Genomic DNA, 26,395 nt, shown 5'->3' on the forward strand with positions numbered 1-26,395 from the left:
TACTAAAGCACACCTTTAGTTGATGGTAAAAACATTTTATTGGCATCACGTTTTACAGCCATTTTTATAGCTTTAGCAAATGCTTTAAATATTCCTTCAATTTTGTGGTGTTCATTAACACCTTCTGCTTTTACATTTAAGTTACATTTTGCTCCATCTGTAAATGATTTGAACAAGTGGAAAAACATTTCTGTAGGCATATCTCCAATTTTCTCTCTCTTAAACTCTGCATCCCATTCTAACCAATTTCTACCACCAAAATCAACAGCAACTTGCGCTAAACAATCATCCATTGGTAAACAGAATCCATAACGTTCAATACCTAATTTATTTCCAACTGCCTGGTAAAACACTTCACCTAAAGCGATCATTGTATCTTCAATAGTGTGGTGTTCATCAACTTCTAAATCACCATCAACTTTAATAGTTAAATCCATTGCCCCATGACGACCGATTTGGTCTAACATGTGATCAAAGAATTTTAATCCAGTACTAATGTCGTTTTTACCTGAACCGTCTAAATTTAACTTGATATAAATCTTAGTTTCATTAGTGTTTCTAGTAATTTCAGCAACACGATCTTCTAACTTTAAAAACTCATAAATTTCCTTCCAATCGGTACTTGTTAAAGCGATACAATCGATTATTTCTTGTTTAGATGATTCTATTTCATCAGCTCCTAATTCAGGGTTTTCCGACAAATAAATTCCTTTAGCTCCTAAATTCTTAGCTAATTCCATATCTGTAATACGATCACCTAGTACAAAAGAATTTTCAAGATCATATTCTTCAGAAAAATATTGTGTTAACAAACCTGTTCTCGGCTTACGAGTTGGTGCGTTTTCAGCAGCAAAAGTTCTATCTATAAACACTTCAGAAAAAACAACACCTTCTTTAGCAAAAGCATCAATAACTTTATTTTGAGCAGGCCAAAATGTATCTTCTGGAAAAGAATCGGTTCCTAAACCATCCTGATTGGTAACCATAACCAATTCAAAATCTAATTCTTCAGCAATTTTAGCCATGTATTGGAATACTTTCGGATAAAACTCTAACTTTTCTAAACTATCTAATTGATAATCTACAGGTGGTTCTATTACTAAAGTTCCGTCTCTATCTATGAATAATACTTTTTTCTTCATTATAATGCTTTTAGCGCGTTGATTAGTTGTTCGTTTTCTTCTGGAGTTCCAACAGTAATTCTAATACAATTATTAATTACTTTATTTCGATTTCTAATAATAACTTTCTCATCAATTAAATAGTTATAGGTCTTATCAGCATCGTCTACATTTACCAATAAAAAGTTAGCATCAGAAGGATATATTTTATTTACTTTTTTAATGCTTGCCAAGCGTTGCTTTAATCGACTTCTTTCTTCTAAAATAATATCGATGTTTTTCTCTACGTCTGACAAATTATTTAATGATTCTAAAACAGCATCTTGATTTAAAACACTCACATTATATGGAGGTTTAACTCTGTTATACAAATCTAAAATTGCTTTGTTTGTATATGCTGCTCCTACTCTTACACCAGCTAATCCCCAAGCTTTACTGAAGGTCTGACTCACAATTAGATTCGGATAGTCGTTAATCTTCTCGATGAAAGATTGCTTAGAACTGAAATCGATATAAGCCTCATCTATAATTACAACACCTTCGAAATTAGCTAATATATACTCAATATCTTCCTCATTAATTGTATTTCCTGTTGGATTATTTGGAGAACATATAAATATCATCTTCACCAAAGGATCGTCTAAATAAGGCTGTAATTGATTTAAATTAATCTGAAAATCATTAATTAATGGCTGCTTTATTAACTCAATATTATTAATGTCTGCTGAAACATCGTACATTCCATAGGTTGGAGAAAAGGTTAAAGCTTTATCAACTCCAGGTTCACAAAAAATACGAAATGCTATATCAATAACTTCATCACTTCCATTTCCAATAAAGATCTGATCTGTATTAACATTTTTAATCTTTGCTAATTTCTCCTTGATTTTACTTTGTTGCGGATCTGGATAACGATTTAAGTTTCCGTAAGGATTTTCATTTGCATCTAAAAACACATCTGCAGTTCCCTTAAATTCATCTCTTGCAGAAGAATACGGAGTCAAATTCCATATATTTTTTCTAACTATTTTTTCTAAACTAAACATCTGTCAAACTTTTTAAACGTAATGTAACAGCATTTTTGTGAGCTTGTAGTCCTTCAGCCTCAGCCATTAACTCAATAGTATTTCCAATATTTTTAATTCCTTCTTTTGATAATTTCTGGAAGGTAATCTTCTTTACAAAACTATCCAGAGAAACACCACTATAGTTCTTAGCATAACCATACGTTGGTAAAGTGTGATTTGTTCCTGAAGCATAATCTCCAGCACTTTCACAACTATAATTCCCTAAGAAAACAGAACCGGCATTTGTAATTTTATCGATAAAATCATCTGCGCTTTCTGAAGCAATGATTAAGTGTTCTGGAGCGTACTCATTACTAAAATCAATTCCTTCTTCAATAGAATCAAAGTAAACTGTTCTACTATTCTGAAGCGCTTTTTCAGCAATATCTTTTCTCGGTAATTCGTTTAACTGTTTTTCTAATTCAATTTCTATTTCCCCAATACTTTCTTTATTGTTTGAAACTAAAATCACTTGACTATCCGTTCCGTGTTCTGCCTGTGATAATAAATCAGCAGCCACAAAACTTGGATTTGAAGTTTCATCAGCAATCACTAAAACTTCACTTGGTCCCGCTGGCATATCAATAGCAACTCCGTATTCCTGAACTAATTCTTTAGCTTTAGTTACAAACTGATTTCCAGGTCCAAATATTTTATATACTTGTGGAATAGTTTCTGTACCAAACGTCATAGCTCCAACTGCTTGTGCTCCACCAACTTTAAATATTTTGGTTACTCCTACAAGATTTGCTGTATATAAAATTACAGGGTTAACTTTTCCTTCCTTATTTGGAGGTGTACACAATACAATTTCTTTACAACCAGCAACTTTCGCTGGTACTGCTAGCATTAAAATTGTTGAAAATAGTGGTGCTGTTCCTCCAGGAATATATAAACCAACTTTTTCAATTCCTACAGATTTTCTCCAACATTGAACACCTTTAGTAGTTTCAATTACTTTTGGAGTCTCTTTTTGAGAAGTGTGAAAAACTTCAATATTATTTTTAGCCTGCTCAATAGCCTGCTTCAACTCTTCTGAAACTTCATTTTTTGCCGCATCAATCTCTTCCTGAGAAACTTCTAAGCTAGATAACTTAGTATTATCAAACTTCTCGGCATATTCATATAAAGCTTGATCTTTATTTTGCTGAACGTTCTCAAGAATAGCAGTTACGATTTCATTCAGTTCAGATTTATCAAACTGAGCTCTTTTGCAAAGCTCATTCCAGGAACTTTTGTCCGGATTTGTATAAACTTTCATGTTAGCCATTATATTACTGAATCATATTTTCAATTGGACAAACTAAAATTCCTTCTGCACCTGCAGCACGAAGTTCATCAATTAGATCCCAAAAATCGTTTTTATTAATAACTGAGTGAACAGAACTCCAACCTTCTTGAGCTAAAGGCAAAATAGTTGGACTTTTAATTCCTGGAAGGATATTTATGATATCATCTACTTTATTATTTGGAGCATTTAACAACACATATTTATTCTTTCTTGCTGCTAAAACAGATTGTAAACGGAATTGAATCTTATCTAATACCGCTTGATTTTCAGCAGAAATCTGTGGAGATTTTACTAAAACAGCTTCAGATTTCACTAAAACTTCAATTTCCTTTAAGTTGTTTTTGAATAAAGTACTTCCACTAGAAACAATATCACAAACTGCATCTGCCAATCCAATGTTCGGAGCAATTTCAACAGAACCATTAATGATGTGTAAGTTTGCTTCAACTCCAGCTTTTGCTAAGAATTTTTCAACTGTTTTTGGATAAGAAGTTGCAATCTTTTTACCAGCTAAATCAGCTAAACTTTTAGCTTCCGAAGTCTTAGGAACAGCAATGGAAACTCGACATTTAGAAAATCCTAATTTCTCAACTACATCAATATTATTTCCTTTTTCAATGATTAAATTCTCACCAATAATTGCGATATCCACTACTCCATCTCTTAAGTATTGAGGAATATCACCATTTCTTAAAAAGAAAACTTCTAATGGAAAATTACGAGCTGAAGCTTTTAATTGATCTTTCCCATTATCAATCGAAATTCCAATGGCTTTTAAAAGTTTTAAAGAATCTTCGTTAAGTCTTCCTGATTTTTGAACTGCTAATCTTAGTTTACTCATTTTAGTATTTGTGTTGTTGTTTGAGCAAACCTTAGGAATATAATTCTGAACTGTGTAGAATTAAAAAATCCGCTTGATTTACTCAAACGGATTTTAAATTTTATGTTGTTAATTACGTACATATCATTATCGATTCGCTTGAGTGCAAATATGATGATGATGATGATGTAATTGAATAAATGTCATTGTAATAATTTTACGATTGCAAATTTAAATGATATTCTTTTATTCATCCAAATAAAAATGCAACTATTTTAATTTTCTCACAAAAACTCAAATAAAGTTTAATTTTAAACATTACTTTAAAGAATGAAATACAAAAATATCTCGAATCTTCGAGACAGAATGAATTGACAATTTTAAAAATGGTCAAAAATGAAACTTCAAAATGAATATTAACGCAATTGAAAATTACTATTTTCGCGCCATTAAATCATGAATTATGATATCTGTAGATCAATTAACCGTTGAATTTAATGGTAAAGCCTTATTTAGTGATGTTTCATTTGTAATTAATGAAAATGATAAAATTGCATTAATGGGTAAAAACGGAGCAGGAAAATCAACAATGATGAAGATTATTGCTGGATTAAACTCTCCAACTAAAGGTGGTGTTCGTTTCCCTAAAGATACTGTTATTGCCTATCTTCCTCAACATTTATTGATTGAAGATAATTGTACGGTTAAAGAAGAAGCTTCCAAGGCATTTCAAGCTATTTTTGATATGAAATCTGAAATGGATGATTTAAATAAACAATTAGAAACAAGAACAGATTATGAATCTGACGCGTACATGAAAATTATTGAACGTGTTTCTGATTTAGGAGAGAAATATTATGCTTTAGAGGAAGTTAATTATGAAGCTGAGGTTGAAAAAGCATTAAAAGGATTAGGTTTTAAGCAAGAAGATTTTGAAAGAGCTACTTCTGAATTTAGTGGAGGTTGGAGAATGAGAATTGAATTGGCAAAAATTTTACTTCAAAAGCCTGATTTAATTTTATTAGATGAGCCGACAAACCACGTAGATATTGAGTCTGTAATTTGGTTAGAAAACTTCCTATTAAACAAAGCAAAAGCTGTTGTTGTGATTTCTCACGATAAAGCATTTATTGATAATATTACCAATAGAACTATTGAAGTTACTATGGGAACAATTCATGATTATAAAGCGAATTATTCTCATTACTTAGAATTACGAAAAGAAAGAAGAGCTCATCAATTAAAAGCATATCAAGAACAGCAAAAGTTTATCGCTGATACCAAAGCATTTATTGAACGATTTAAAGGAACTTATTCTAAAACAAATCAAGTTGCATCGAGAGAACGTATGTTAGAAAAATTAGTTCCTGTTGAAATTGATGAAGTAGATACTTCTGCTTTAAAACTTCGCTTTCCTCCTTCTCCAAGATCTGGAGATTATCCTGTAAAAGTGAATGAGCTGACTAAAACATATGGAGATCTTACTGTATTTAAAGATGCTAGTTTTTCTATTGCTCGTGGAGAAAAAGTTTCTTTTGTTGGACGAAATGGTGAAGGAAAATCTACCATGATAAAAGCCATTATGGGTGAAATTGATTTTGATGGAGAATGCGGTTTGGGTCATAATGCAAAAGTTGGATATTTTGCTCAAAATCAAGCTTCTTTATTAGATCCAGAATTAACTATTTTTCAAACTGTTGATGAGGTTGCAGAAGGCGATATTCGAACTCAAATAAAGAATATTTTAGGTCGTTTTATGTTTAGTGGAGACGATCTTGAAAAGAAGGTAAAAGTTCTTTCTGGAGGTGAGAAAACTCGTTTAGCAATGGTTAAATTACTCTTGGAACCTGTAAATCTTTTAATATTAGATGAGCCAACGAATCACTTAGATTTAAAATCAAAAGATGTTATTAAAGAAGCGCTTTTGAATTTTGACGGGACTTTGATTTTAGTATCGCATGACCGTGACTTTTTACAAGGTTTATCTGAAAAAGTATTTGAATTTAAAGATAAACGAGTAATTGAACACTTTGAAACGATTGATGCGTTCTTGGAAAGAAATAATATCAATGCATTAAAAGAGATTGATTTGTAAAGTGTTTACCTTTATTTTTGATATAATTCTTTGAAAAGGAAAATATGCTTATCAATTTATATTTATATATCAAGATTTGGTTTATTTTTTTCCGTTATAAAAATAGTTTACCAACCAATTCAGATATTAAAAATCCAACAATGGAAATTGATGGTTGGTCATTAAATTTTTACTGGGACGATGAAGGCTTACTAGAAACAAAATCTCTCCTTATTCAAGGATTTCAGTTTGTTATTTCTTATCGAACAAGTTTGGTAATTGGACTAAACAATAATGAACACGGCTACTTAAGATCAGAAAAAATTGATAGGAGTATCTATGAATTAGCCAAGAAATATTTTCCTAATTGGATAGGTTTTCAACTTTCAAGAAATTCTTATGACTCTAAATTATCTGAGAGAATGCAAAGAATACAAAAAGTTGCCATATGGAGATTTGAAAAAGATATTGATAAGAATATTCTTAAAGCAGTGTCTCCAGATAATGACTCTTAATATGATACAACTCTTTTAAATCTTCAATCTTTTTATCAATTGATTCTGTATCTTTTTTCTTGCTGGATTTACTTCCCACTAGCATCACATTTTTATGTGTATGTTCACTACTGATGAATTCAAATACTTTGGTATTATACTGATGCTTTTCTAAAAGTAAAGCTCTAATAGTATCCGTAACCATTTCGAACTGACGCTCCTTGAAAATACCATATTTCAATAACGGACTCTCCTGCTCTATTCCTTTTACTTGTTGACGAACTTGTTTATGACAACACGGAGCGCAAACTATTAACTCTGCATTTGCCATTAAACCTTTATAAATAGCATCATCTGTTGCAGTATCGCAAGCGTGTAAAGCAATTAAAATATCAATTTTATTATTATCGTATTCTTCAATTTTTTGCTCCACAAAATTTAGATTAGTAAAATCACATTTCTGAGCAACATCGTTACAGAATTCAACTAAATAATCACGTAATTCTATTCCAGTAATGGATACATTATAATTTCTAATGTTAATTAAGTAATCATATAAAGCAAAAGTTAAATATCCTTTACCTGATCCCATATCCACAATATGTAATTGTTTTCCCGTATTTACTGAAACTAATAAATTCTCTATAATTTCAAGATACTTATTGATTTGACGGTACTTATCCGCCATTTTCGGAATCACTTTGTGGTTTTTATCGGTAATCCCTAAATACTGTAAATATTTACTCTCAAGTAATATTCTTTTGGTTTTTGGCTTATCGTGAACTTCAGGTAATTTGTTTTTAAAACTTGGAGCTGTTTTTCTAATAGATACTTTCTTCTTTTTAGAAATCATAACCATTACATCATTTTCTAAAGTAAATAATGTAGCTGCTCGAAACTTTTCATCTAGTAAAATAGAAATCTCTTCAATTCCATCTTCTAAACTAAAATTCTTTGTTTGATCATTAGTGTTATATCTATATGTAAATTGAAGTTGTTGTTCGTTTTTAATAAGAACTAAACGTACATAAACATTTGGTAAACCAAAACTCTTACTAATGGGTTTACTCAATGTAATTTTGACAAAATTATCATCTGTTATACTACTATTTAACTCTTTAAAAAACTGTTCCAAATTTATCATGGCGCAAAGATATTTAGAATATTAATGGAATGATGAATTTGTAGTATAAAATTAACAGTAGAACCGCAATGATGTTTAACAAAACACCAGCTCTTACCATTTGTTTCACTTTAATATATCCGCTAGCAAATACAATAGCATTTGGTGGTGTAGCCATAGGCAACATAAATGCACAACTAGATGCCATTGTTACGGGAATTAAAACATACAATAGAGGTACACCAAAACCAATTGCTATTCCTGCAATTACTGGTGCTAAAACTGCAACTAACGCAACATTACTCATTAATTCCGTCATGAATAACATTAGAACTATTAGTAAACTAATTACTATAAATGGATTAAATCCACTATTTTGAATCGAATCTGTAATTACATCTACAACGCCACTTGAAGCCATTCCTTTTGCAAGAGATAGTCCTCCTCCAAATAAAATTAATATTCCCCAAGCTAATTTCTCTGTATCCTTCCATTCTAGAACGAATTTTCCTGTTTTCATATTCATTGGAATTACAAATAACGATACTGCACCTATCAAACTAATAATAGTGTCCGATAACTTTAATCCTGGAAATATTTCATTTAATATAGTTCTTGTAATCCATAAGAAAACGGTAATTCCAAAAACTAATAAAACTCGTTTTTCTTCTTTTGAAATTTTTCCTAGCTTTTTTAATTCGTCATTAATAACATTTTCAGTTTGAGAAAAATTAATCGTATTACAAGGAAACATCAATTTTGTGAGAACGATAAAAGAAAACCAAATCATTAACATAGAAAATGGTAATCCCATTATCATCCATTTCACAAATGAAATCTGAATATTATATTCATTTTCTAATAATCCTATCAATACTGAATTTGGTGGAGTTCCGATAACTGTAGCAATTCCTCCTGCATTTGCAGAAAACGCAATACCTAACATGATGTTTAAGGCAAAGTTTCGATCTTGTTTAGTGAATCCGTCTTCATCCGTAATTAATAGTTTAACTACTGATAATGCAATTGGCAACATCACAACGGTACTCGCTGTGTTGCTAATCCACATGCTCATAAAAGCAGTAGCAATCATAAATCCTAAAATAACTTTATTCGGAGTTGTACCCGTTAATTTTACAATGCTTAACGCAATGCGTTTATGCAAATTAACTTTCTCCAATGCTAAAGCCAAAATAAAACCTCCGAAGAATAAAAATATAATAGGACTTCCATAATTCGCACCTACTTCCCCTATTGGCATAACCTTTAGAAGAGGAAATAAAATCAATGGTAAAAGTGAAGTAACAGCAATATGCACAGCTTCAGTAATCCACCAGATAATCATCCATAATGCAACGGCAAGAACGGCATCTCCTGTTGAAGAAACTATTGTAAAAGGAAGATTACTAAAAATTAAAAAAGCAATTGGAGCTAGGATTAAACCTATTTTCTTTGAAAGTACCATTTCTTAAATTTCATTATGAAAAAACCAAATCTATTAAAAATAATATGATCTTCAATTTAAATTATAGCATAAAAAAAGCCACTCTTTCGAGTGGCTCATACTAATAACAAATGTTTAAATAACTATGGTAATAACACCGCATCTACTGCATGGATTACACCATTAGTACCTTGTACATCATTTGTAGCAGCTCCAACTAAAATGTTAACTGTTTGCATACTTGATGTATTTATTTGTGCTCCTGAAGTTAAATCGATTGTAATTGTTCCTCCAAGGGTTGAAACGTCTCCATTTGATAATTGGTCTGCCTGAACATTTGCACCACTAACCACATGGTACTTTAATACTGCATCTAGTGTAGCAATTGGAATATCTGCTAAACTGTTCCAAGAAGCATTAGAATCTAATAATGCTTGGAATGCAGCGTTCGTTGGCGCGAAGATTGTAAATGGTCCATCTCCGCTTAATATTGAAACAAAATCTGTTGTATGTCTTGAATCTGTTAAAGCAGCAACTAAAGAAGTAAATCCTGCGTTGTTTAAAGCTAATGTTACAACATTTGGTGGTAACATTACTTTGTCTATAACGTGAACAGTACCATTTGAAGCTGCAATATTAATTAATCCTGTTACTGGCTTAGAATCTCCATTAAACTCAATACCTCCAGTTACTTCTACTTGTAAAGATAAAGGCTCACTATTTGGTCCAGTAGCTAATGTGTTAACATAAGTATCAGTTAATAAATCTGAAGTTACGTTTCCATTAATTACGTGGAATAATAATACATTAGTTAATACATCAACTGGGATATCATCTAATGAATTCCATGATGAATTTGAATCTAATAATGCTTGAAATGCTGCATTTGTTGGTGCGAACACTGTGAAAGGTCCATCTGCTTGTAAAGCTGAAACTAAATTAGCTCTTTGTAAAGCCGCAACTAAAGTACTTAAATCAGCCGTTGCAATAGCTAAATCTGTGATATCCTTCGGTAATTCAGTTGGTAATAAAACTTCATCAATAACATGAATTACTCCATTCTTTGCTAAAATGTCTGGTGTAGTTACTGAAACAGATTGTCCTGATTCTGACTCAATCTTTACTCCGCTAGACAAATCAACAGTAATACTTGCCCCATTTAGAGTAGCAGCAACTTGATTGTCGCTTAAATTTTGAGATGGTGCATAAACTGGTAATACATGATACAATAGAACTGCCTTTAAAGTTTCTACAGGAATATCATCTAATGTTGTCCAAGCTGCTTTCTTATCTAATAAAGCCTGGAAAGCTGTATTTGTTGGAGCAAAAACTGTCATCGCGCCATCAGCCTGTAATGCTGAAACTAAATCAGCTCTTTGTAAAGCCTGAACTAATATTGATAAATTACTATCGGCGGAAGCCAAATCTACAATTGTGTCTTCAATGACTGGTGTGTCGTTGTCATCATCACAAGAAGTTAAGAACCCAAATCCTAAGATTAAACTTAGAATAAATACTTTTTTAATTGATTTTAATAACATTACTTGATTGCTTTAGGGTTAGTGAATAAAATGTTTAAGTTTTTAATGTTTTTAATAAACAAAATAAATTTTGGCCAAAAAATTGTCACTTGATTTTTAAGTGACTACCCAAATATAAAACATTTTGTTTAACATTAACAAACCAACGTTAAACATTTAAGATAAATTCACAAAAAAACACCCAAAACGGGTGTTTTTTAACATTATCTTAAGAAAAATACTATCTAAAGTTAATTTTTCTGATTCTTAAGCTTTCAGGAGTGACTTCTAAATATTCATCATCTTTAATGTACTCCATGCATTCTTCTAATGACATATCAATCTTAGGAGCGATTTTAACACCATCATCCGAACCAGAAGCACGTACGTTCGTTAATTTCTTTCCTTTAATAAGGTTTACACCTAAGTCATCCTGTTTAGAATTTTCTCCAACTACCTGTCCCTTATATATTTCTTGGTTAGGATCAATAAAGAATTTACCTCTATCTTGTAAACGATCAATTGCATAGGCAGTTGCTTTACCAGTTTCAGAAGAAACTATGGCACCATTTACTAAATCAGAAAACTCTCCTTTATATGCATCATAACCTCTTAATCTATGGTTAATAATTGCTTCACCTTGAGTTGCAGTCAATAATTTATTACGTAATCCAATCAAACCTCTAGATGGAATATCAAACTCTAAATGTTGTAAATCACCTTTTGGTTCCATTACTAATAAATCCCCTTTACGCATAGTTACTAAATTGATAGCTTTAGATGCTAACTCTTCAGGCACATCGATTACTAAAGTTTCATACGGCTCACACTTTGTACCATCAATATCTTTTAAAATAACCTGAGGACGACCAACTTGTAATTCGTAACCTTCTCTTCTCATCGTTTCAATAAGAACTGATAAGTGAAGAATTCCACGACCAAATACATTAAACTTGTCTTCTGTATCTGTATCCTCAATTCTTAATGCTAAATTCTTTTCGGTTTCCTTGTATAAACGATCACGTAAGTGACGAGAAGTAACATATTTACCTTCTTTACCGTAGAATGGAGAGTTGTTAATTGTAAATAACATACTCATTGTAGGCTTATCTACTTCAATTCTTCCTAAAGCTTCAGGGTTCTCTAAATCTGCAATTGTATCACCTATTTCGAAATCATCAATACCTGTTACTGCACAAATATCACCACTTCTTACTTTGTTAGTTTCAGCTTTACCCATTCCTTCAAAAACGTGCAATTCTTTAATTCTAACTTTTTTAGTAGTACCATCTGCTTTACAAAGCATATAATCTTTGTTCTTTTCTAAATCTCCACGATATACTCTACCAATAGCAATTCTTCCTTTAAAAGAAGAATAATCTAAAGAAGTAATTTGCATTTGAGGAGTTCCTTCTCTATAAGGAGCTTCAGGAATTGTTTCTAAAACAGCATCTAATAACGGTACGATACTATCAGTTGGTTCTTGCCAATCTTCGCTCATCCATCCATTCTTAGCAGAACCATAAATTGTTTTATACTCTAACTGTTCTTCCGTAGCATCCAATGCAAACATTAAATCAAATACCTTTTCATGAACTAAATCAGGAGTACAGTTTTCTTTATCAACTTTATTAACTACAACAATTGGAGTTAAACCTAATTCTAATGCCTTCCCTAATACAAAACGAGTTTGAGGCATTGGTCCTTCAAAAGCATCAACCAATAAAAGAACACCATCCGCCATTTTTAAAACACGCTCTACTTCTCCACCAAAATCGGCGTGACCAGGAGTATCAATTACATTAATTTTTACACCTTTATAATTAACAGATACATTCTTAGATAAAATAGTAATTCCTCTCTCTCTTTCTAAATCATTATTATCTAATAAAAGATCTGTACGCTCTTTACGTTCATCTAAAATTTTCGCCTGATCAATAATCTTATCTACTAGCGTAGTTTTTCCATGATCTACGTGTGCAATAATTGCTATATTTCTTATCGGTTGCATAATGCTACATTAATTTGCCGCAAAAGTAGTATTTCACTTTGAATTGCGCTAATAATGAAGCACATATTTATTTTGAGTAAAAAAGGGGAAAAATATCTTCTTTTTTTTAATGCTTAAAGTTTGTAGTGAATTGAAAAAATATGTAGGTTTGATGAAACAATTAACTAAAAATACAAATGGAAATAACAGCTAATAATCCGAATAGAAAATCGTGGTTGAAAGTTGAAGAAAATTCAGATTTTCCAATTCAAAATATACCTTTTGGAGTTTTTTTAACTCGTGATGATATCATAACTATTGGAACTCGTATTGGTGATTATGCTATTGATTTAGGTGCATTACATCAGTTAGGGTACTTCGATGGAATTCCATTAACAGATGATATTTTTCTACAAGACACTTTAAACGATTTCATCGCAGATGGAAGAAAAACTTGGCGTTTAGTAAGAAACAGAATTGCAGATATTTTTGATGTAAAGAATGGAAAATTAAGAGACCATGCTGAGCATAAAGACAAAATTATCTTTAGAATGGATGAAGTCGAAATGCTTTTACCTGTTCAAGTTGGAGATTATACTGATTTTTATGCAAGTAAAGAACATGCTACCAATGTAGGTAGTCTTTTTAGAGATCCAAAGAATGCTTTAATGCCAAACTGGTTACATATTCCAATTGGATATCATGGAAGAAGTTCTTCAATTATTCCTTCTGGAACACCAATTCACAGACCTGTTGGTCAATCTAAACCTACTGAAGAAGGTGGTGCTCCAGGATTTGGGCCATCGAAATTATTAGATTTTGAATTAGAAATGGCATTTATAACAACTGTTTCTAATGATTTAGGAGACCGAATTTCAATAGAAGAAGCTGAAGATTATATCTTTGGACTAGTATTATTTAATGACTGGTCTGCACGTGATATTCAAGCCTGGGAATATCAACCTTTAGGACCTTTCTTAGGAAAGAATTTTGCTTCAACAATTTCTCCTTGGATCGTAACTTTAGATGCTTTAGAACCATTTAGAGTTGATAATCCAAAACAAGAGCCTACTCCTTTACCTTATTTACAGCATGAAGGAAAGCATAGTTTTGATATTAACTTACAAATGGCAATTCAACCAGAAGAAAAGGAAGAAACTGTAGTTTGTAATTCTAACTTCAAATACATGTATTGGACTATGGCGCAACAATTAGCTCACCATACTGTAAATGGTTGTCCTGTTGAAGCTGGTGATATGATGGGAAGTGGAACAATTTCAGGACCTACTCAAGATAGTTTTGGATCTATGTTAGAATTAACGTGGAGAGGACAAAATCCTATCAAAATGAATGACGGTAGTGAAAGAAAATTCATTCAAGATAACGATACTGTTATTATGAGAGGATTTGCTAAAAATGACACAGTTAGAATTGGTTTTGGTGAATGTTTAGGTAAAGTTTTACCGGCAAAACCATTATAATTCAAAACATATAACAATAAAAAAACCATTTCAAATGAAATGGTTTTTTTTATGTCTTTAAAGTTTTAATCCTACTCTTCTGGTGGTGGGTGACCGAATATATCTTCATAAACTTCATCAAAGTTAGCTCTTAAGTAAGAATTTAACTTCTTACGATAATCATCTTGTAACCAATCAATGAAATTATGTGTAGACTTACAAATACATTTTGAATATCTGTGAATTCTATCATCTATATCTCCTCCTAACTTCTTCGCTAATAATAATGCATCAAAAACGTCTTCACTATTCTCTATACACATCTTAGCATGATGCTCTATTGATTTCTCAAGAACTTTTTTAGAACTCTGTCCTGATTGAATTGTATCTACATATACTCGTTTAACATCGAAGTATAAATCTTCGTCTTTTGTATTAGCAAATTCTTCTCTAACTGCTTCAGGTAATTCGTATCTAAAATTACTTTCAATATCCTCATCCGTAAGTAAGTTATCTAGATAAAAATTAGGAGCTCTAAACATTTTCTGCCAATCTAAATCCGCTCCCCATGGTCCAAATCTGTGGAAATTATTTCCTAAATCAATTACATTAAAATTAGATTTTCCTGGAAGAATCCTTGATCCACGACCAATCATCTGATAATATAATGTCAAAGATTTTGTTGCTCTGTTTAAGATAATCGACTGAACAGAAGGCTCGTCAAATCCTGTAGTTAAAATACTAACAGAAGTAATGATGGCATTTGGAGTTTGATTAAACCATTTTAAAATCGCATCACGCTCCTTTTTTGTATTTGTATTATCTAAATGTGCAATAGGGTATCCTGCTCTTTTGAACGTATCATACACATATAAAGATGTATTAATACCATTATTAAAGATTAAGGTTTTCGTTCCTTTAGCTCGTTCTTCATATGCTTGCAATAACTTAGAAAGCATATTCGTATTGGTATATAAATCTTCAGAAGATTTTACTGTATAATCTCCATTTGCTCCAACTTCAAGTGAAGTTAAACCAACATTGTAAGAATATACACTTGCCTTTGCTAAATATTCATTATTAATTAAGGCTGCAATACTTTCTCCTACGATTAATTCATCATAGTTATCTTTCATTGGCATTTTAATATTAGAACTTAACGGTGTTGCCGTAACTCCTAAAATGAAAGATTTATTGAAGAATTTAAATAATTTAGTAAACGAATTATAGTGCGCCTCATCAATAATAACTAATCCTACATCTGATATATCAAGAATATCATCATTTAATCTATTATTTAGTGTTTCCACCATTGCAACAAAACAATCATACTCATCTTGATCGTCTAAACTTGCTTTACTATCAATAATTTTATTTTCAACACCAAACTCTCCAAGCATTCTAGCCGTTTGTTTACATAATTCGATTCGGTGCGTCATAATAAGCACTTTCTTTTTGTAGTGCTTTAAATATTGACGTGTAATTTCAGAAAATATAACTGTTTTTCCTCCTCCTGTTGGCAATTGATACAGAAGATGATAATTTTCAGGGGCGTTTTCGAAACTCTTAAATATTTTAAATAATGCCTCTTTCTGGTAATCGTAAAGACTTTTACCAACTTTATTTTTAGTTTCAGTAGTACTCAAAAGGTGATTTTTTTAAAAACTCAAAAATACAACCTATTTAGTAATCCCCAGTGTTATTTTATGATTTTTTCGAGATTAATTTGAGTAATATCATAATGTGATGCATGCAAAGCAGTTATTCCATTATGAATTAACAAAAGTTGTGGAGATTGATGCATTACTTGGAACTCATACCCTACTTCATTAGACACGTCACGGTAACTTAATAAATCCAAATAGTACATATCTATCTTATCACTTACACTCTCAGGAAAACCTTGGTCAAAATTTTTCAATACCGTTCTACTAATAACACATCTTGTAGAATGCTTAAAAATACCTACTACTTTTGATTTAGATTTTTTCTTTATTTCTTCAAATTGACTTACAGAAGTTAATGGAATCCAATTTATTACGGACTTCACTTCTTTCTTTTCACTTTTCTCAGTCGATTTATTAAATATATTACCAAATATTCCCATTCTATATTATTTTACATTCATTGTCGAAGTTCTTTTCAACTCCTTTCAAACAAGACAAAAAGTCATTCAAAAACTCGTTTTAAAAGACAAATTGTCCTGCAAAAATACAAGATTTCAATTGGTATTGAATTTGTTCAGAGGATAAATAAAAAAATAAGAATGAATTTCAATAACTATACAATAAAATCACAAGAGACTATTCAGCTTTCACAGCAAATAGCTCAAGAATATAATCACAATCAAATTGAAAATGAGCACATCTTAAAGTCTATGTTTCAAGTAGATGAAAATGTACTTCCTTTCATATTGAAAAAGTTAAATCTAAATATTGATTTAATACAAAATGTATTAGATCAACAATTGAATAGTTTCTCAAAGGTTAGTGGAGCTAATATTCTATTGTCACACGAAGCTACTAAAACATTAAACGAAGCTTCTATTATAGCTAAAAAGATGAGTGATGAATATGTTTCTATAGAACATCTTATCCTGGCTATATTTAAATCGAAAAGTCAAATTTCACAATTTTTAAAAGATCAAGGAGTTAATGAAAAAGGGTTAAAAGCTGCAATTGAAGAACTACGTAAAGGAAATAGAGTTACTTCACAAAGTGCTGAAGAATCATACAATTCACTGAACAAATACGCTAAAAATTTAAATCAATTAGCACAAGACGGAAAATTAGATCCTGTTATTGGTAGAGATGAAGAAATTAGACGATTACTTCAGATTTTATCTAGAAGAACTAAAAATAATCCAATTCTTGTTGGAGAACCAGGAACCGGAAAAACTGCAATTGCAGAAGGATTAGCGCATAGAATTATTCGTGGAGATGTACCAGAGAACTTGAAAGATAAACTCATTTTCTCCTTAGATATGGGAGCATTAATTGCTGGAGCAAAATTCAAAGGAGAATTTGAAGAGCGTTTAAAAGCAGTAATTAAGGAAGTAACTACATCTGAGGGCGATATTGTTTTATTCATTGACGAGATCCATACTCTAGTTGGTGCTGGTGGTGGTCAAGGAGCAATGGATGCTGCTAATATTTTAAAACCGGCTTTAGCCCGTGGTGAATTAAGAGCTATTGGAGCAACAACTTTAGATGAATATCAAAAGTATTTCGAAAAAGATAAAGCTCTAGAGCGTCGTTTTCAAAAAGTAGTCGTTGACGAACCGGATACTGAAAGTGCGATATCAATTTTACGTGGTATTAAAGAAAAGTACGAAACACACCATAAAGTGCGTATTAAAGATGAAGCTATTATTGGAGCTGTAGAACTTTCTCAACGTTATATTACTAGTCGTTTTTTACCAGACAAAGCCATTGATTTAATGGATGAAGCTGCTGCTAAATTACGTATGGAAATTAATTCTAAACCGGAAGAGTTAGATATTTTAGATCGTAAAATAATGCAGTTAGAAATTGAAATAGAGGCTATAAAACGTGAAAACGATGTCTCAAAATTAAAATCTCTAAATGCTGATTTAGCAAATCTGAAAGAAGAAAGAAATGAAATTAATGCAAAATGGCAATCTGAGAAAACTGTTGTTGATTCTATACAATCGCTAAAAACAGCTATTGAAGAATCTAAATTAGAGGCTGAAAAAGCTGAAAGAAATGGTGATTATGGACGCGTTGCAGAACTACGTTATGGGAAAATTAAAGAGCTTCAAGAAGAATTAGAAGAACAACAGAAAATTCTTTCTGAACAAGAAGATAACGCACTTATTAAGGAGGAAGTTACTTATGACAACATTGCTGAAGTAGTTGCAAAATGGACGGGAATTCCTGTAACTAAAATGCTACAATCGGAACGTGAAAAATTATTACGATTAGAAGATGAATTACATAAGCGAGTGGTTGGACAAGAGGAAGCTATAGAAGCAGTTTCTGATGCCGTTAGAAGATCAAGAGCAGGATTGCAAAACCCAAATAAACCTATTGGTTCTTTCCTCTTTTTAGGGACGACGGGAGTTGGTAAAACGGAATTAGCCAAAGCTTTAGCTGAGTATTTATTTGATGATGATAATGCCATTACACGAATAGACATGAGTGAATATCAAGAGCGTCATTCTGTAAGTAGATTAGTGGGTGCGCCTCCTGGATATGTTGGTTATGATGAAGGTGGACAATTAACAGAAGCAGTGCGAAGAAAGCCCTATTCTGTTGTGCTTTTAGATGAAATTGAAAAAGCTCATCCAGATACTTTTAATATTCTGTTACAAGTATTAGATGAAGGTAGATTAACAGATAATAAAGGTCGTGTTGCTGATTTCAAAAACGCAATTATCATAATGACTTCAAATATGGGAAGTCATATTATTCAAGAGAAGTTCGAAACCATGAAAGGTGAGATACATTCAGCAATGGATTTAGCAAAAGATGAAGTTTTAGGGTTACTTAAACAAAGTGTCAGACCTGAATTCTTGAATCGAATTGACGATATAACTATGTTCACTCCACTTTCTGAACACAACATTAGAAACATTGTTGAAATTCAATTGAACAGTGTTAAAAAAACAGTAGCCGAACAAAATATTGTTCTTGACGCAACTGAAGAAGCAATAAGCTATTTAGCTAAAAAAGGATATCAACCAGAATTTGGAGCAAGACCCGTAAAAAGGGTTATTCAAAAAGAGGTTTTGAATACATTATCAAAAGAAATTTTATCAGGAAAAGTAACAACAGATAGTATCATTTTATTAGATGCATTTGATGATGAATTGGTTTTTAGAAATCAATCAGAATTGGTAAGCAATTCATAGTAGTAGTTTTTGAGTTAAGTGAAAAGCGATGTTTATTTGATAAGCATCGCTTTTATTTTTATTACATTCGTAACAAATCAAATCTTATGAAAAAAATCATTTTAGTTCTTGTATTTATTTTTAGCATTCAAGGTGTTTCAGCACAATCAGAAACAACAACATATTATTTAATTCGTCATACTGATAAAGTGCTTAAAAACAAAGGAGATAGAGATCCAGATTTGACTAAAAAAGGATATTTAAGAGCACAAAAATGGGCAGAAGTTCTTTCTGATGTAAAGTTTGATATGGTATATAGTTCTAATTACAAAAGAACTATAGAAACTGCAAAACCAACAGCTAAAGCAAATAATATAGGAATCAACTTCTACGATCCTAAAAAATCATATGACAAAGCGTTTCAAAAAGCAACTAAAGGTAAAACTGTACTAATTGTAGGACATAGTAACTCAACTCCATCTTTTGTCAATAAGATTTTAGGCGAATCTAAATACGTTGAAATTGATGAAAGTAATTATACCAATTTATACATTGTTAACGTAAATAAAGACAGTAAAAACAGTACCCTTTTACATGTAGACTTTTAGTCTTTTGTGTAATAATTAAAGTCTTTTAAAATCGTTGCTATAAAATCGATATCAGGAGTTTCTTTTGGCTTTTTTATACCAGTAACTTCTTCGATTTTAGATCTTAATTTTATCAAAGTATTATAGTCCTTCTTGTTTTTTGCTCGAGTATAAGTATCCTTTATTATTCGAGCATCATTATCAGAAAGTTTGATAACATTGGCATAAACAGGTTTATAATCTTCTTTTATATTCTCTAGAATCGTTTTAGCAAAACTGGCGTTATCTTTTAAGTACACCACAACTGTATTTGCAGAGATATCTCCTACTCTTTGGTTCTTAGAAGTAAAAACTATCATGAAAAAACCAATTGATTTCCCAATAATAAAAATCATGTAAATCAATCCAAAATAGCTATTTACATATCCCATAGAATAAAAATAAACGAAGAGTAAAATAAACAAGTTAAAATCAACCATTCGCATAAACCATCTGATTATATAATCGCCAATGGATGGTTTAAATCCTTCAATATTTATAACTCTCAACTTTAAAATTCTTTTACCTAAAGTTTGTCCATTCATTAAAATTTCTTGGTACAAAGAATAAAATGTAAGTGGCAAAAACATTAAAATATCAATAGCCTTAACCGACCAATAATCACCGTCTGTTGCATCTTTAATCAAAGAAAAATTAAACAGTTCTATAATTAAATAGATGTAAGCAAATTTTACTACGTTATCTATGATAAATGCGAGTAATCGTTGGCCAACGTTCGCCATCTCAAAATTTATCTTAACATTTTGTGTAGTATTTATTTGTAGCGTTTTCATACAATTTTTACATTTGTCTCTATGAGAGAGATCGCTTTTATAAAGCAAAATAAAGAAAAATGGCTTGAATTAGATGAAGTAATTTCAAATAATATTGAAAAAACTCCAGATGAAATTGCTGACTTGCATATCAAAATCATGAATGATTTATCATATGCTCAAACCTTTTATCCTAAGAGTAATGTTGTTCCTTATTTGAACAAACTTGCCAAAAAAAGCTACAGCAAAATTTATCATACTAAAAAGCAAGAAAAAAATACATTAGTTGCTTTCTTTTTAGAAACAGTTCCTCTACTCTCTTACAAATACCGAAAGTACATATATGTTTCTTTCATCTTTTTCTTTATTTGTTTTTTCATTGGTTTATTGTCCACCTTTAACGATGAAAACTTTGCTCGTCAAATATTAGGTAATGGCTATATTGATGAAACTTTAGAGAATATTGAAAGTGGAGATGCATTAGCCATTTATAAAAATGGAAGTACTTGGGGAAGTTTTATTGGTATATTCAACAACAATCTACGTGTAGGATTAAATATGTTTTTATCCGGTTTATTCTTAGGAATAGGATCTGGTTTTTATATTATTCATAATGGAATTATGGTTGCCGTTTTCCAAGCTTTCTTTTATCAAAACAATAGTTTTTTTGATAGTTTAAAAGGAATTTGGATTCATGGAACTTATGAAATTTTTGCAATGATTATTGAAGCTGCCTGTGGTTATATTATTGGTGCAAGTATTTTATTCCCAGGAGCACTTAGCCGTTTTGAATCCTTTAAAAAAGGACTTCGAGAAGCCTTTTATATATTCCTAAGTACCATACCATTTACTTTTGTCGCAGCTTTTTTAGAAGGTTATGTAACCCGATATTATAATCAAGTTCCAACCTTTGTTTGTATTCTCATTATCGCAACTTGTTTGGTAAGTATAAGTTACTATTACTTAATATTTCCATTTAAAGTAGCGGCTAAAAATCAGGTTAAATAATGAGAAACTTTATTTTACTGTTTTTGCTGTGTATTGGAATTTCGTCATTTGGCCAAGATGATTATTCGGATGAAAATGAAAATACTTATGAATATGTTGATTATGGAACCGAAATCATTGAGGAACGTAGTTTTGATGAAGATTTAAAATCAAAATATAACGGACCAGAATTTATATACACAGAAACCAAACCAGAGAAACCAAAACCTGAAAAAGATGACAAGTTAAGTCGTGATTTCTTTAAGGCATTAGTAGGATTTCTATCTACAGTATTTCCTTATTTATTGGCTTTAATCGTAGTCATCATTATTGTGAAAAGTGTACTCGCCGGAAATGCCGATTTCTGGAGGTTTAAAAAGAAAAAAATTGATAAGACTCCTTTAGTTATAACACAAGAGGAAGAAGAAAACATTCATGAAACAGATTATGAAAGATTGTTGCGTTTAGCGATTGATGCTAATGATTACAGAAAAGCAACTCGTTATTATTATTTGCTTTTATTGAAAAGAATGAATGAGAAAGAATTAATTACCTATGATAAAGATAAAACCAATTCTGAATATGTTTTTGATTTGCAAAAATTAGAGTTGAGAAAACAATTCTCTTATCTTTTATACATTTATGACTACGTATGGTATGGAGAGTTTAAAGTTGATGAATTGAACTTTATGACAATTGAAAATGAATATGAATCTTTCTTTAAACTATTATAATTGATGATAAAGAAAAGATACATATCATTCATTTTAGCATCGATGGCAGCGTTAGTTCTAACAAGCTGTAAAAAGACGAATTGGCAAGAGAACTTCAGAGAACGTTCAAAAGAACCTTTTGGCACCTATATCGTACAACAAGAAATTCAAGAATTATTTAAGGATGAACAAATCAATGTTCTTAATAAACATATTGATGACTATTTAATTGACATTTTCTATGACTATGAAGCGGATTTTGCCAATTATGTTTGTATAAAACCTGTCGCTTATCGCTTAGGTCCTGAATCTACCAACAAATTATTACAATTCGCTGCTTCTGGCAATGATGTTTTCTTATCACTGAATTTCTTCAATAGTACTTTAGAAGAAACCTTAGGAATTGAAACAATAAATCTTGATTCGGACATTTACACTGTGGCGGATTTGAAAAAATTAAATGGAACTCTTGAATTAGAGAATAATGTATTTGAAAATACGAGTTTTAAATATGACCGAAACTTGAGGAAGAATTACTTCTCTAAATTTGATGAAGAAAGTACAACTATTCTAGGAACACAAGAAGTAAACGATACTATTCGTCCTAATTTTATTAAAGTACGTTACGAAAAAGGAAATATATTCTTACATACACAACCGATAGCATTTACAAATTATTATTTGATCAATGGAAATCAAGAATATGTAGAAAATGTGTTTTCATATCTACCAAACAGAACCATAATTTGGGATCCACAGCGAAGAGCAAGCAGAAGACGTGGCGACGATGATAAAACATCTGCCCTGAGCTTTTTCATGAAACATCCTTCATTAAAATGGTCTCTTTATATTGCATTTATTGGATTATTGCTATTCATGTTTTTAAATGCGAGAAGAAAACAACGTGCAATTCCTGAAGTAAAACAATTGAAAAATTCAACACAAGATTTTACACATACTATCGCTAACTTATATTTAAAAGAAGAGAATCATAAAAATATAGTTTCTAAGAAAATCACCTATTTCTTAGAGAAAATCAGAACAAAATATCATCTAGAAACGAGAAATTTAAATTCTAGTTTTATAGAAAAACTCGCTGCAAAATCTGGTAATACAGAACACACAACAAAATATTTGATTAATACAATAATCGCATTAAACAAAAAATCTATCTGTACTCAAGATGAATTAGTTCGTTTGAATACATTGATAGAAAACTTTTTACAAAACAAGTAATTATGGAAGAAACAAGACAAGAAAATGAGAACCTAGAGTTTACTAATAGAATTGACCTAACAGAATTACAAGAAAGTGTTCATAAAATCAAAACACAATTAAATAAAGTAATTGTTGGTCAAAAAGAAATGATTGACTTGTTAATAGTTGCTATTTTCTCTGACGGACACGCTTTGATTGAAGGTGTTCCTGGAGTTGCAAAAACTATGACTACTAAATTATTATCTAGAGCTATGGATATTGATTTTAGTAGAATTCAATTCACACCAGACTTAATGCCTTCTGATATTTTAGGAACATCTGTTTTTAATGTAAAATCTTCTGAATTTGAATTCAAGAAAGGTCCAGTTTTCTCAAATATGGTTTTAATTGATGAAATCAATAGAGCTCCTGCAAAAACACAAGCAGCATTATTTGAGGTAATGGAAGAAAAGCAAATTACAATGGATGGTACACGTTATAAAATGAACGCTCCCTTTATTGTATTGGCCACTCAAAACCCAATTGAACAAGAAGGAACATATCGTTTACCAGAGGCTCAATTAGACCGATTTATTTTTAAAGTAAATGTAGAATATCCATCTGCTGAAGAAGAATTAGAAATTATTATTCGCGAGCAAGCATTAGAGAAAAATGTAAAATTAGATCAAGTAGAAAAAGTAATTACTGGAGCTGAGATTATAAAATATAAAGATCTTATCACTCAAATAAAAGTAGAAAAGAACTTATTAGAATATATTGCTAATATTGTTGTAAATACAAGATCAAACTCATTCTTATTCTTAGGAGCATCACCTAGAGCATCCATTTCTATTTTAAAAGCCTCAAAAGCTTTTGCTGCGATTAACGGACGTGATTTCGTAACTCCAGAAGATATTAAAAATGCTGCAATTCCTGTATTGGAACATCGTGTAATTGTGACTCCTGAACGCGAAATGGAAGGTGTTACGAGCAAACAAATTATTGAACAAATTATTGAATCTGTTGAAATTCCTAGATAAGGTTTAAAACTACTTGATGAAGAACTTTATAACATCTTTTTTCTTAAATAATCGCTTTTTTTATGCGCTTACGATAGTTGCTATGCTATTCGTAGTTGGGTTCTTTATTCCGTTGTTTTTTGGATTGGCTAAAGCATTATTATTCGGTTTATTACTCATTACACTTATCGATATATTCTTATTGTTTTCTGTTAAAAACGGAGTTACAGCTGAAAGATCAGTTCCTGAACGATTATCAAATGGTGATGAGAATAAAATTCAGTTATCCATTAAAAGTAATTATAATATTACTACCAATAACATCATTCTAGAAGAGCTTCCATTTCAATTACAATTAAGAGATTTTCGACTTTTTGAACAGCTAAAACCGCAACAGGAAAAAGATATAAATTACAAAGTTGTTCCATTTGTAAGAGGTGATTATGATTTTGGAAACACTAATATTTATGTGTCTTCTCCCCTACAATTAGCAACTCGAAAATTCATATTAAGTGAACAAAAAAATGTAAAATGTTATCCCTCATTTTTAAAACTTAATGAACTAAACATAAAAGCCATTTCTAATAATCTCCATACACAAGGAAGTAAGAAAATACGCAGAATTGGTAATTCATTAGAATTTGAGCAAATTAAAGAATATGTAACGGGTGACGATATTAGAACCTTAAATTGGAAAGCCACAGCCAAGCGAAATCAATTAATGGTAAATCAATATGTAGAAGAAAAATCACAGCCGATTTATTCTATAATTGATAAAGGAAGACAAATGCAGTTGCATTTTAATAACCTTACCTTATTAGATTATGCTATTAACGCAACTTTGGCTGTAAGTAGTACTATTCTTAGGAAGCAAGATAAAGCGGGAATGTTTTCATTTTCAAAGAAAATAGATAACGTTATTGTTGCCGAGCAACGAAACTCTCAAATGAGTTTAATTTCGGATGCACTTTATAATATTAAAACAGATTTTGTAGAATCTGATTACAGCTTATTATACGCGGCCATAAAGCGTAAAATACCAAGTAGAAGTTTATTAATTCTTTACACAAATTTTGAAACTTTAGACGCTTTAAAAAGACAATTACCCTATTTGAGAGCAATAGCTAAAAATCATTTGTTATTAGTTGTGTTCTTTAAAAATACAGAGCTTACAAAGATTGTAAAACAGAAAGCAGTGACTGTTGAAAACGTATATGATAAAGTGATCGCTGAGAAATTTATGTACGAGAAAAAGCAAATTGCAAACGAACTTAAAAAATATGGTATTCAATCTGTATTGACCAAACCAGAAAATTTAACTGGTGATACCATTAACAAATATCTAGAATTGAAATTACGAGGCTTGTTTTAATTCTTGTTATAATTTATAAAGTCTAATCACTAACTATTAAAAAATTGTATTCAAACTATGTCAAACTTAAAACTAAAACTAAAAAAAATTGATCCTGTAAAATATGCTTTAATTACTGGAACAGCTCTTGCTGGTGTAACTTTTGTAATTTTTGCTTTTTTCACTTTAATCGGTTCTTTATTTGGAGCTGCAATGGGAGAATTTGGACCATTTGCTGCTATTGCTGGAAGTGGGATTGTAATGCTAATTGTAGGACCAATTCTTTACTTTATTTTCGGTTTTATATTTGGTTTAATTGGTGCTTTCTTATTAAACTTTATACTAAGTAAAACTGACGGTTTAATTATCGACTTTGAAAAAATCGGAGAATCAGATGATCTTTCTATGATTGGACGAGGAGAATAATTCTCTAACCTCATTTTAAAAATCACCTACTCTTTAGTTAGGTGATT

The 26,395-nt window shown here is 31.0% G+C and carries 22 protein-coding genes; 11 read left to right on the forward strand and 11 right to left on the reverse strand.

Annotated elements, in window-relative coordinates; all coding sequences use genetic code 11:
* Positions 1–2: 2 nt before the first annotated feature.
* The 4 genes from hisB to hisG are packed head-to-tail and all read right to left on the reverse strand — an operon-like array spanning position 3 to position 4,320.
* On the reverse strand, positions 3–1,142 hold the full coding sequence (hisB, locus tag ABNT61_RS03155; RefSeq protein ID WP_348744824.1) for a bifunctional histidinol-phosphatase/imidazoleglycerol-phosphate dehydratase HisB: 1,140 nt from the start codon (positions 1,140–1,142) through the stop codon (positions 3–5).
* Entirely contained in the window at positions 1,142–2,167 is a 1,026-nt protein-coding gene (gene hisC / locus ABNT61_RS03160; RefSeq protein ID WP_348744825.1) for a histidinol-phosphate transaminase, read from the reverse strand. Before hisC ends, hisB begins: the two co-directional genes overlap by 1 nt.
* Positions 2,160–3,449, reverse strand: a complete 1,290-nt coding sequence (gene hisD / locus ABNT61_RS03165) for a histidinol dehydrogenase (protein ID WP_348744826.1) — start codon at positions 3,447–3,449, stop codon at positions 2,160–2,162. Before hisD ends, hisC begins: the two co-directional genes overlap by 8 nt.
* A 13-nt stretch (positions 3,450–3,462) precedes the next feature.
* Positions 3,463–4,320 (reverse strand): ATP phosphoribosyltransferase, encoded by an 858-nt coding sequence (hisG, locus tag ABNT61_RS03170; RefSeq protein ID WP_348712050.1) that lies wholly within the window; start codon positions 4,318–4,320, stop codon positions 3,463–3,465.
* Between the two features lie 442 nt (positions 4,321–4,762).
* On the opposite strand from hisG, the gene ABNT61_RS03175 reads away from it, so the two are divergent.
* Positions 4,763–6,394: an ABC-F family ATP-binding cassette domain-containing protein gene (locus ABNT61_RS03175; RefSeq protein WP_348744827.1), complete on the forward strand. Its 1,632-nt coding sequence runs from the start codon at positions 4,763–4,765 to the stop codon at positions 6,392–6,394.
* Positions 6,395–6,438: 44 nt separating this feature from the next.
* The gene (locus ABNT61_RS03180; RefSeq protein WP_348744828.1) at positions 6,439–6,888 is read left to right on the forward strand and encodes a hypothetical protein; all 450 of its coding nucleotides are present in this window, start codon (positions 6,439–6,441) and stop codon (positions 6,886–6,888) included.
* Here ABNT61_RS03180 and ABNT61_RS03185 read toward each other — a convergent pair.
* From ABNT61_RS03185 to typA, 4 genes are all read right to left on the reverse strand, one after another.
* Positions 6,857–8,011, reverse strand: coding sequence for an SAM-dependent methyltransferase (locus ABNT61_RS03185; protein ID WP_348744829.1), 1,155 nt, complete (start codon positions 8,009–8,011; stop codon positions 6,857–6,859). The two genes, ABNT61_RS03180 and ABNT61_RS03185, sit on opposite strands and share 32 nt — an antisense overlap.
* Positions 8,012–8,024: 13 nt before the next feature.
* Positions 8,025–9,455 carry a DASS family sodium-coupled anion symporter gene (locus tag ABNT61_RS03190; RefSeq protein ID WP_348744830.1) on the reverse strand — a complete coding sequence of 477 codons (1,431 nt, stop codon included), beginning with the start codon at positions 9,453–9,455 and terminating at the stop codon, positions 8,025–8,027.
* 122 nt (positions 9,456–9,577) lie between these two features.
* Entirely contained in the window at positions 9,578–10,975 is a 1,398-nt protein-coding gene (locus ABNT61_RS03195) for a fasciclin domain-containing protein (RefSeq protein WP_348741948.1), read from the reverse strand.
* Between the two features lie 220 nt (positions 10,976–11,195).
* On the reverse strand, positions 11,196–12,965 hold the full coding sequence (gene typA / locus ABNT61_RS03200) for a translational GTPase TypA (RefSeq protein ID WP_348712062.1): 1,770 nt from the start codon (positions 12,963–12,965) through the stop codon (positions 11,196–11,198).
* A 176-nt stretch (positions 12,966–13,141) separates the two neighbouring features.
* Between typA and fahA the strand changes: the two genes are divergently transcribed.
* The gene (fahA, locus tag ABNT61_RS03205) at positions 13,142–14,425 is read left to right on the forward strand and encodes a fumarylacetoacetase (protein WP_348744831.1); all 1,284 of its coding nucleotides are present in this window, start codon (positions 13,142–13,144) and stop codon (positions 14,423–14,425) included.
* Between the two features lie 71 nt (positions 14,426–14,496).
* Here fahA and ABNT61_RS03210 read toward each other — a convergent pair whose 3' ends face one another.
* On the reverse strand, positions 14,497–16,050 hold the full coding sequence (locus tag ABNT61_RS03210; RefSeq protein ID WP_348741950.1) for a DEAD/DEAH box helicase: 1,554 nt from the start codon (positions 16,048–16,050) through the stop codon (positions 14,497–14,499).
* A gap of 53 nt (positions 16,051–16,103) precedes the next feature.
* Positions 16,104–16,511 carry a bacillithiol system redox-active protein YtxJ gene (gene ytxJ / locus ABNT61_RS03215; RefSeq protein ID WP_348741951.1) on the reverse strand — a complete coding sequence of 136 codons (408 nt, stop codon included), beginning with the start codon at positions 16,509–16,511 and terminating at the stop codon, positions 16,104–16,106.
* 159 nt (positions 16,512–16,670) lie between these two features.
* Here ytxJ and clpB point away from each other — a divergent pair, with 159 nt between their 5' ends.
* Entirely contained in the window at positions 16,671–19,277 is a 2,607-nt protein-coding gene (clpB, locus tag ABNT61_RS03220) for an ATP-dependent chaperone ClpB (protein ID WP_348744832.1), read from the forward strand.
* Between the two features lie 86 nt (positions 19,278–19,363).
* On the forward strand, positions 19,364–19,864 hold the full coding sequence (locus tag ABNT61_RS03225) for a phosphoglycerate mutase family protein (RefSeq protein WP_348744833.1): 501 nt from the start codon (positions 19,364–19,366) through the stop codon (positions 19,862–19,864).
* Here ABNT61_RS03225 and ABNT61_RS03230 read toward each other — a convergent pair.
* A complete protein-coding gene (locus tag ABNT61_RS03230) occupies positions 19,861–20,676 on the reverse strand; it encodes an RDD family protein (protein WP_348712070.1) in 816 nt (271 codons plus the stop codon). The genes ABNT61_RS03225 and ABNT61_RS03230 overlap by 4 nt on opposite strands.
* A gap of 21 nt (positions 20,677–20,697) precedes the next feature.
* Between ABNT61_RS03230 and ABNT61_RS03235 the strand changes: the two genes are divergently transcribed.
* The 6 genes from ABNT61_RS03235 to ABNT61_RS03260 are packed head-to-tail and all read left to right on the forward strand — an operon-like array spanning position 20,698 to position 26,348.
* Positions 20,698–21,663: a stage II sporulation protein M gene (locus tag ABNT61_RS03235; protein ID WP_348744834.1), complete on the forward strand. Its 966-nt coding sequence runs from the start codon at positions 20,698–20,700 to the stop codon at positions 21,661–21,663.
* Complete coding sequence (locus tag ABNT61_RS03240; RefSeq protein ID WP_348744835.1) at positions 21,663–22,376, forward strand: hypothetical protein; 714 nt, start codon at positions 21,663–21,665, stop codon at positions 22,374–22,376. The genes ABNT61_RS03235 and ABNT61_RS03240 overlap by 1 nt, the downstream gene beginning before the upstream one ends.
* Before the next feature lie 3 nt (positions 22,377–22,379).
* Positions 22,380–23,591 carry a DUF4350 domain-containing protein gene (locus ABNT61_RS03245; protein ID WP_348744836.1) on the forward strand — a complete coding sequence of 404 codons (1,212 nt, stop codon included), beginning with the start codon at positions 22,380–22,382 and terminating at the stop codon, positions 23,589–23,591.
* Between the two features lie 2 nt (positions 23,592–23,593).
* Positions 23,594–24,592, forward strand: coding sequence for a MoxR family ATPase (locus tag ABNT61_RS03250; protein ID WP_348744837.1), 999 nt, complete (start codon positions 23,594–23,596; stop codon positions 24,590–24,592).
* 16 nt (positions 24,593–24,608) lie between these two features.
* Positions 24,609–25,943: a DUF58 domain-containing protein gene (locus tag ABNT61_RS03255; RefSeq protein WP_348744838.1), complete on the forward strand. Its 1,335-nt coding sequence runs from the start codon at positions 24,609–24,611 to the stop codon at positions 25,941–25,943.
* A gap of 57 nt (positions 25,944–26,000) precedes the next feature.
* A complete protein-coding gene (locus ABNT61_RS03260; RefSeq protein WP_348744839.1) occupies positions 26,001–26,348 on the forward strand; it encodes a hypothetical protein in 348 nt (115 codons plus the stop codon).
* The last annotated feature ends 47 nt before the right edge of the window (positions 26,349–26,395 follow it).

Origin of the sequence: Tenacibaculum sp. 190524A05c (assembly GCF_964036595.1) — a bacterium.
Lineage (GTDB): Bacteria > Bacteroidota > Bacteroidia > Flavobacteriales > Flavobacteriaceae > Polaribacter > Polaribacter platacis.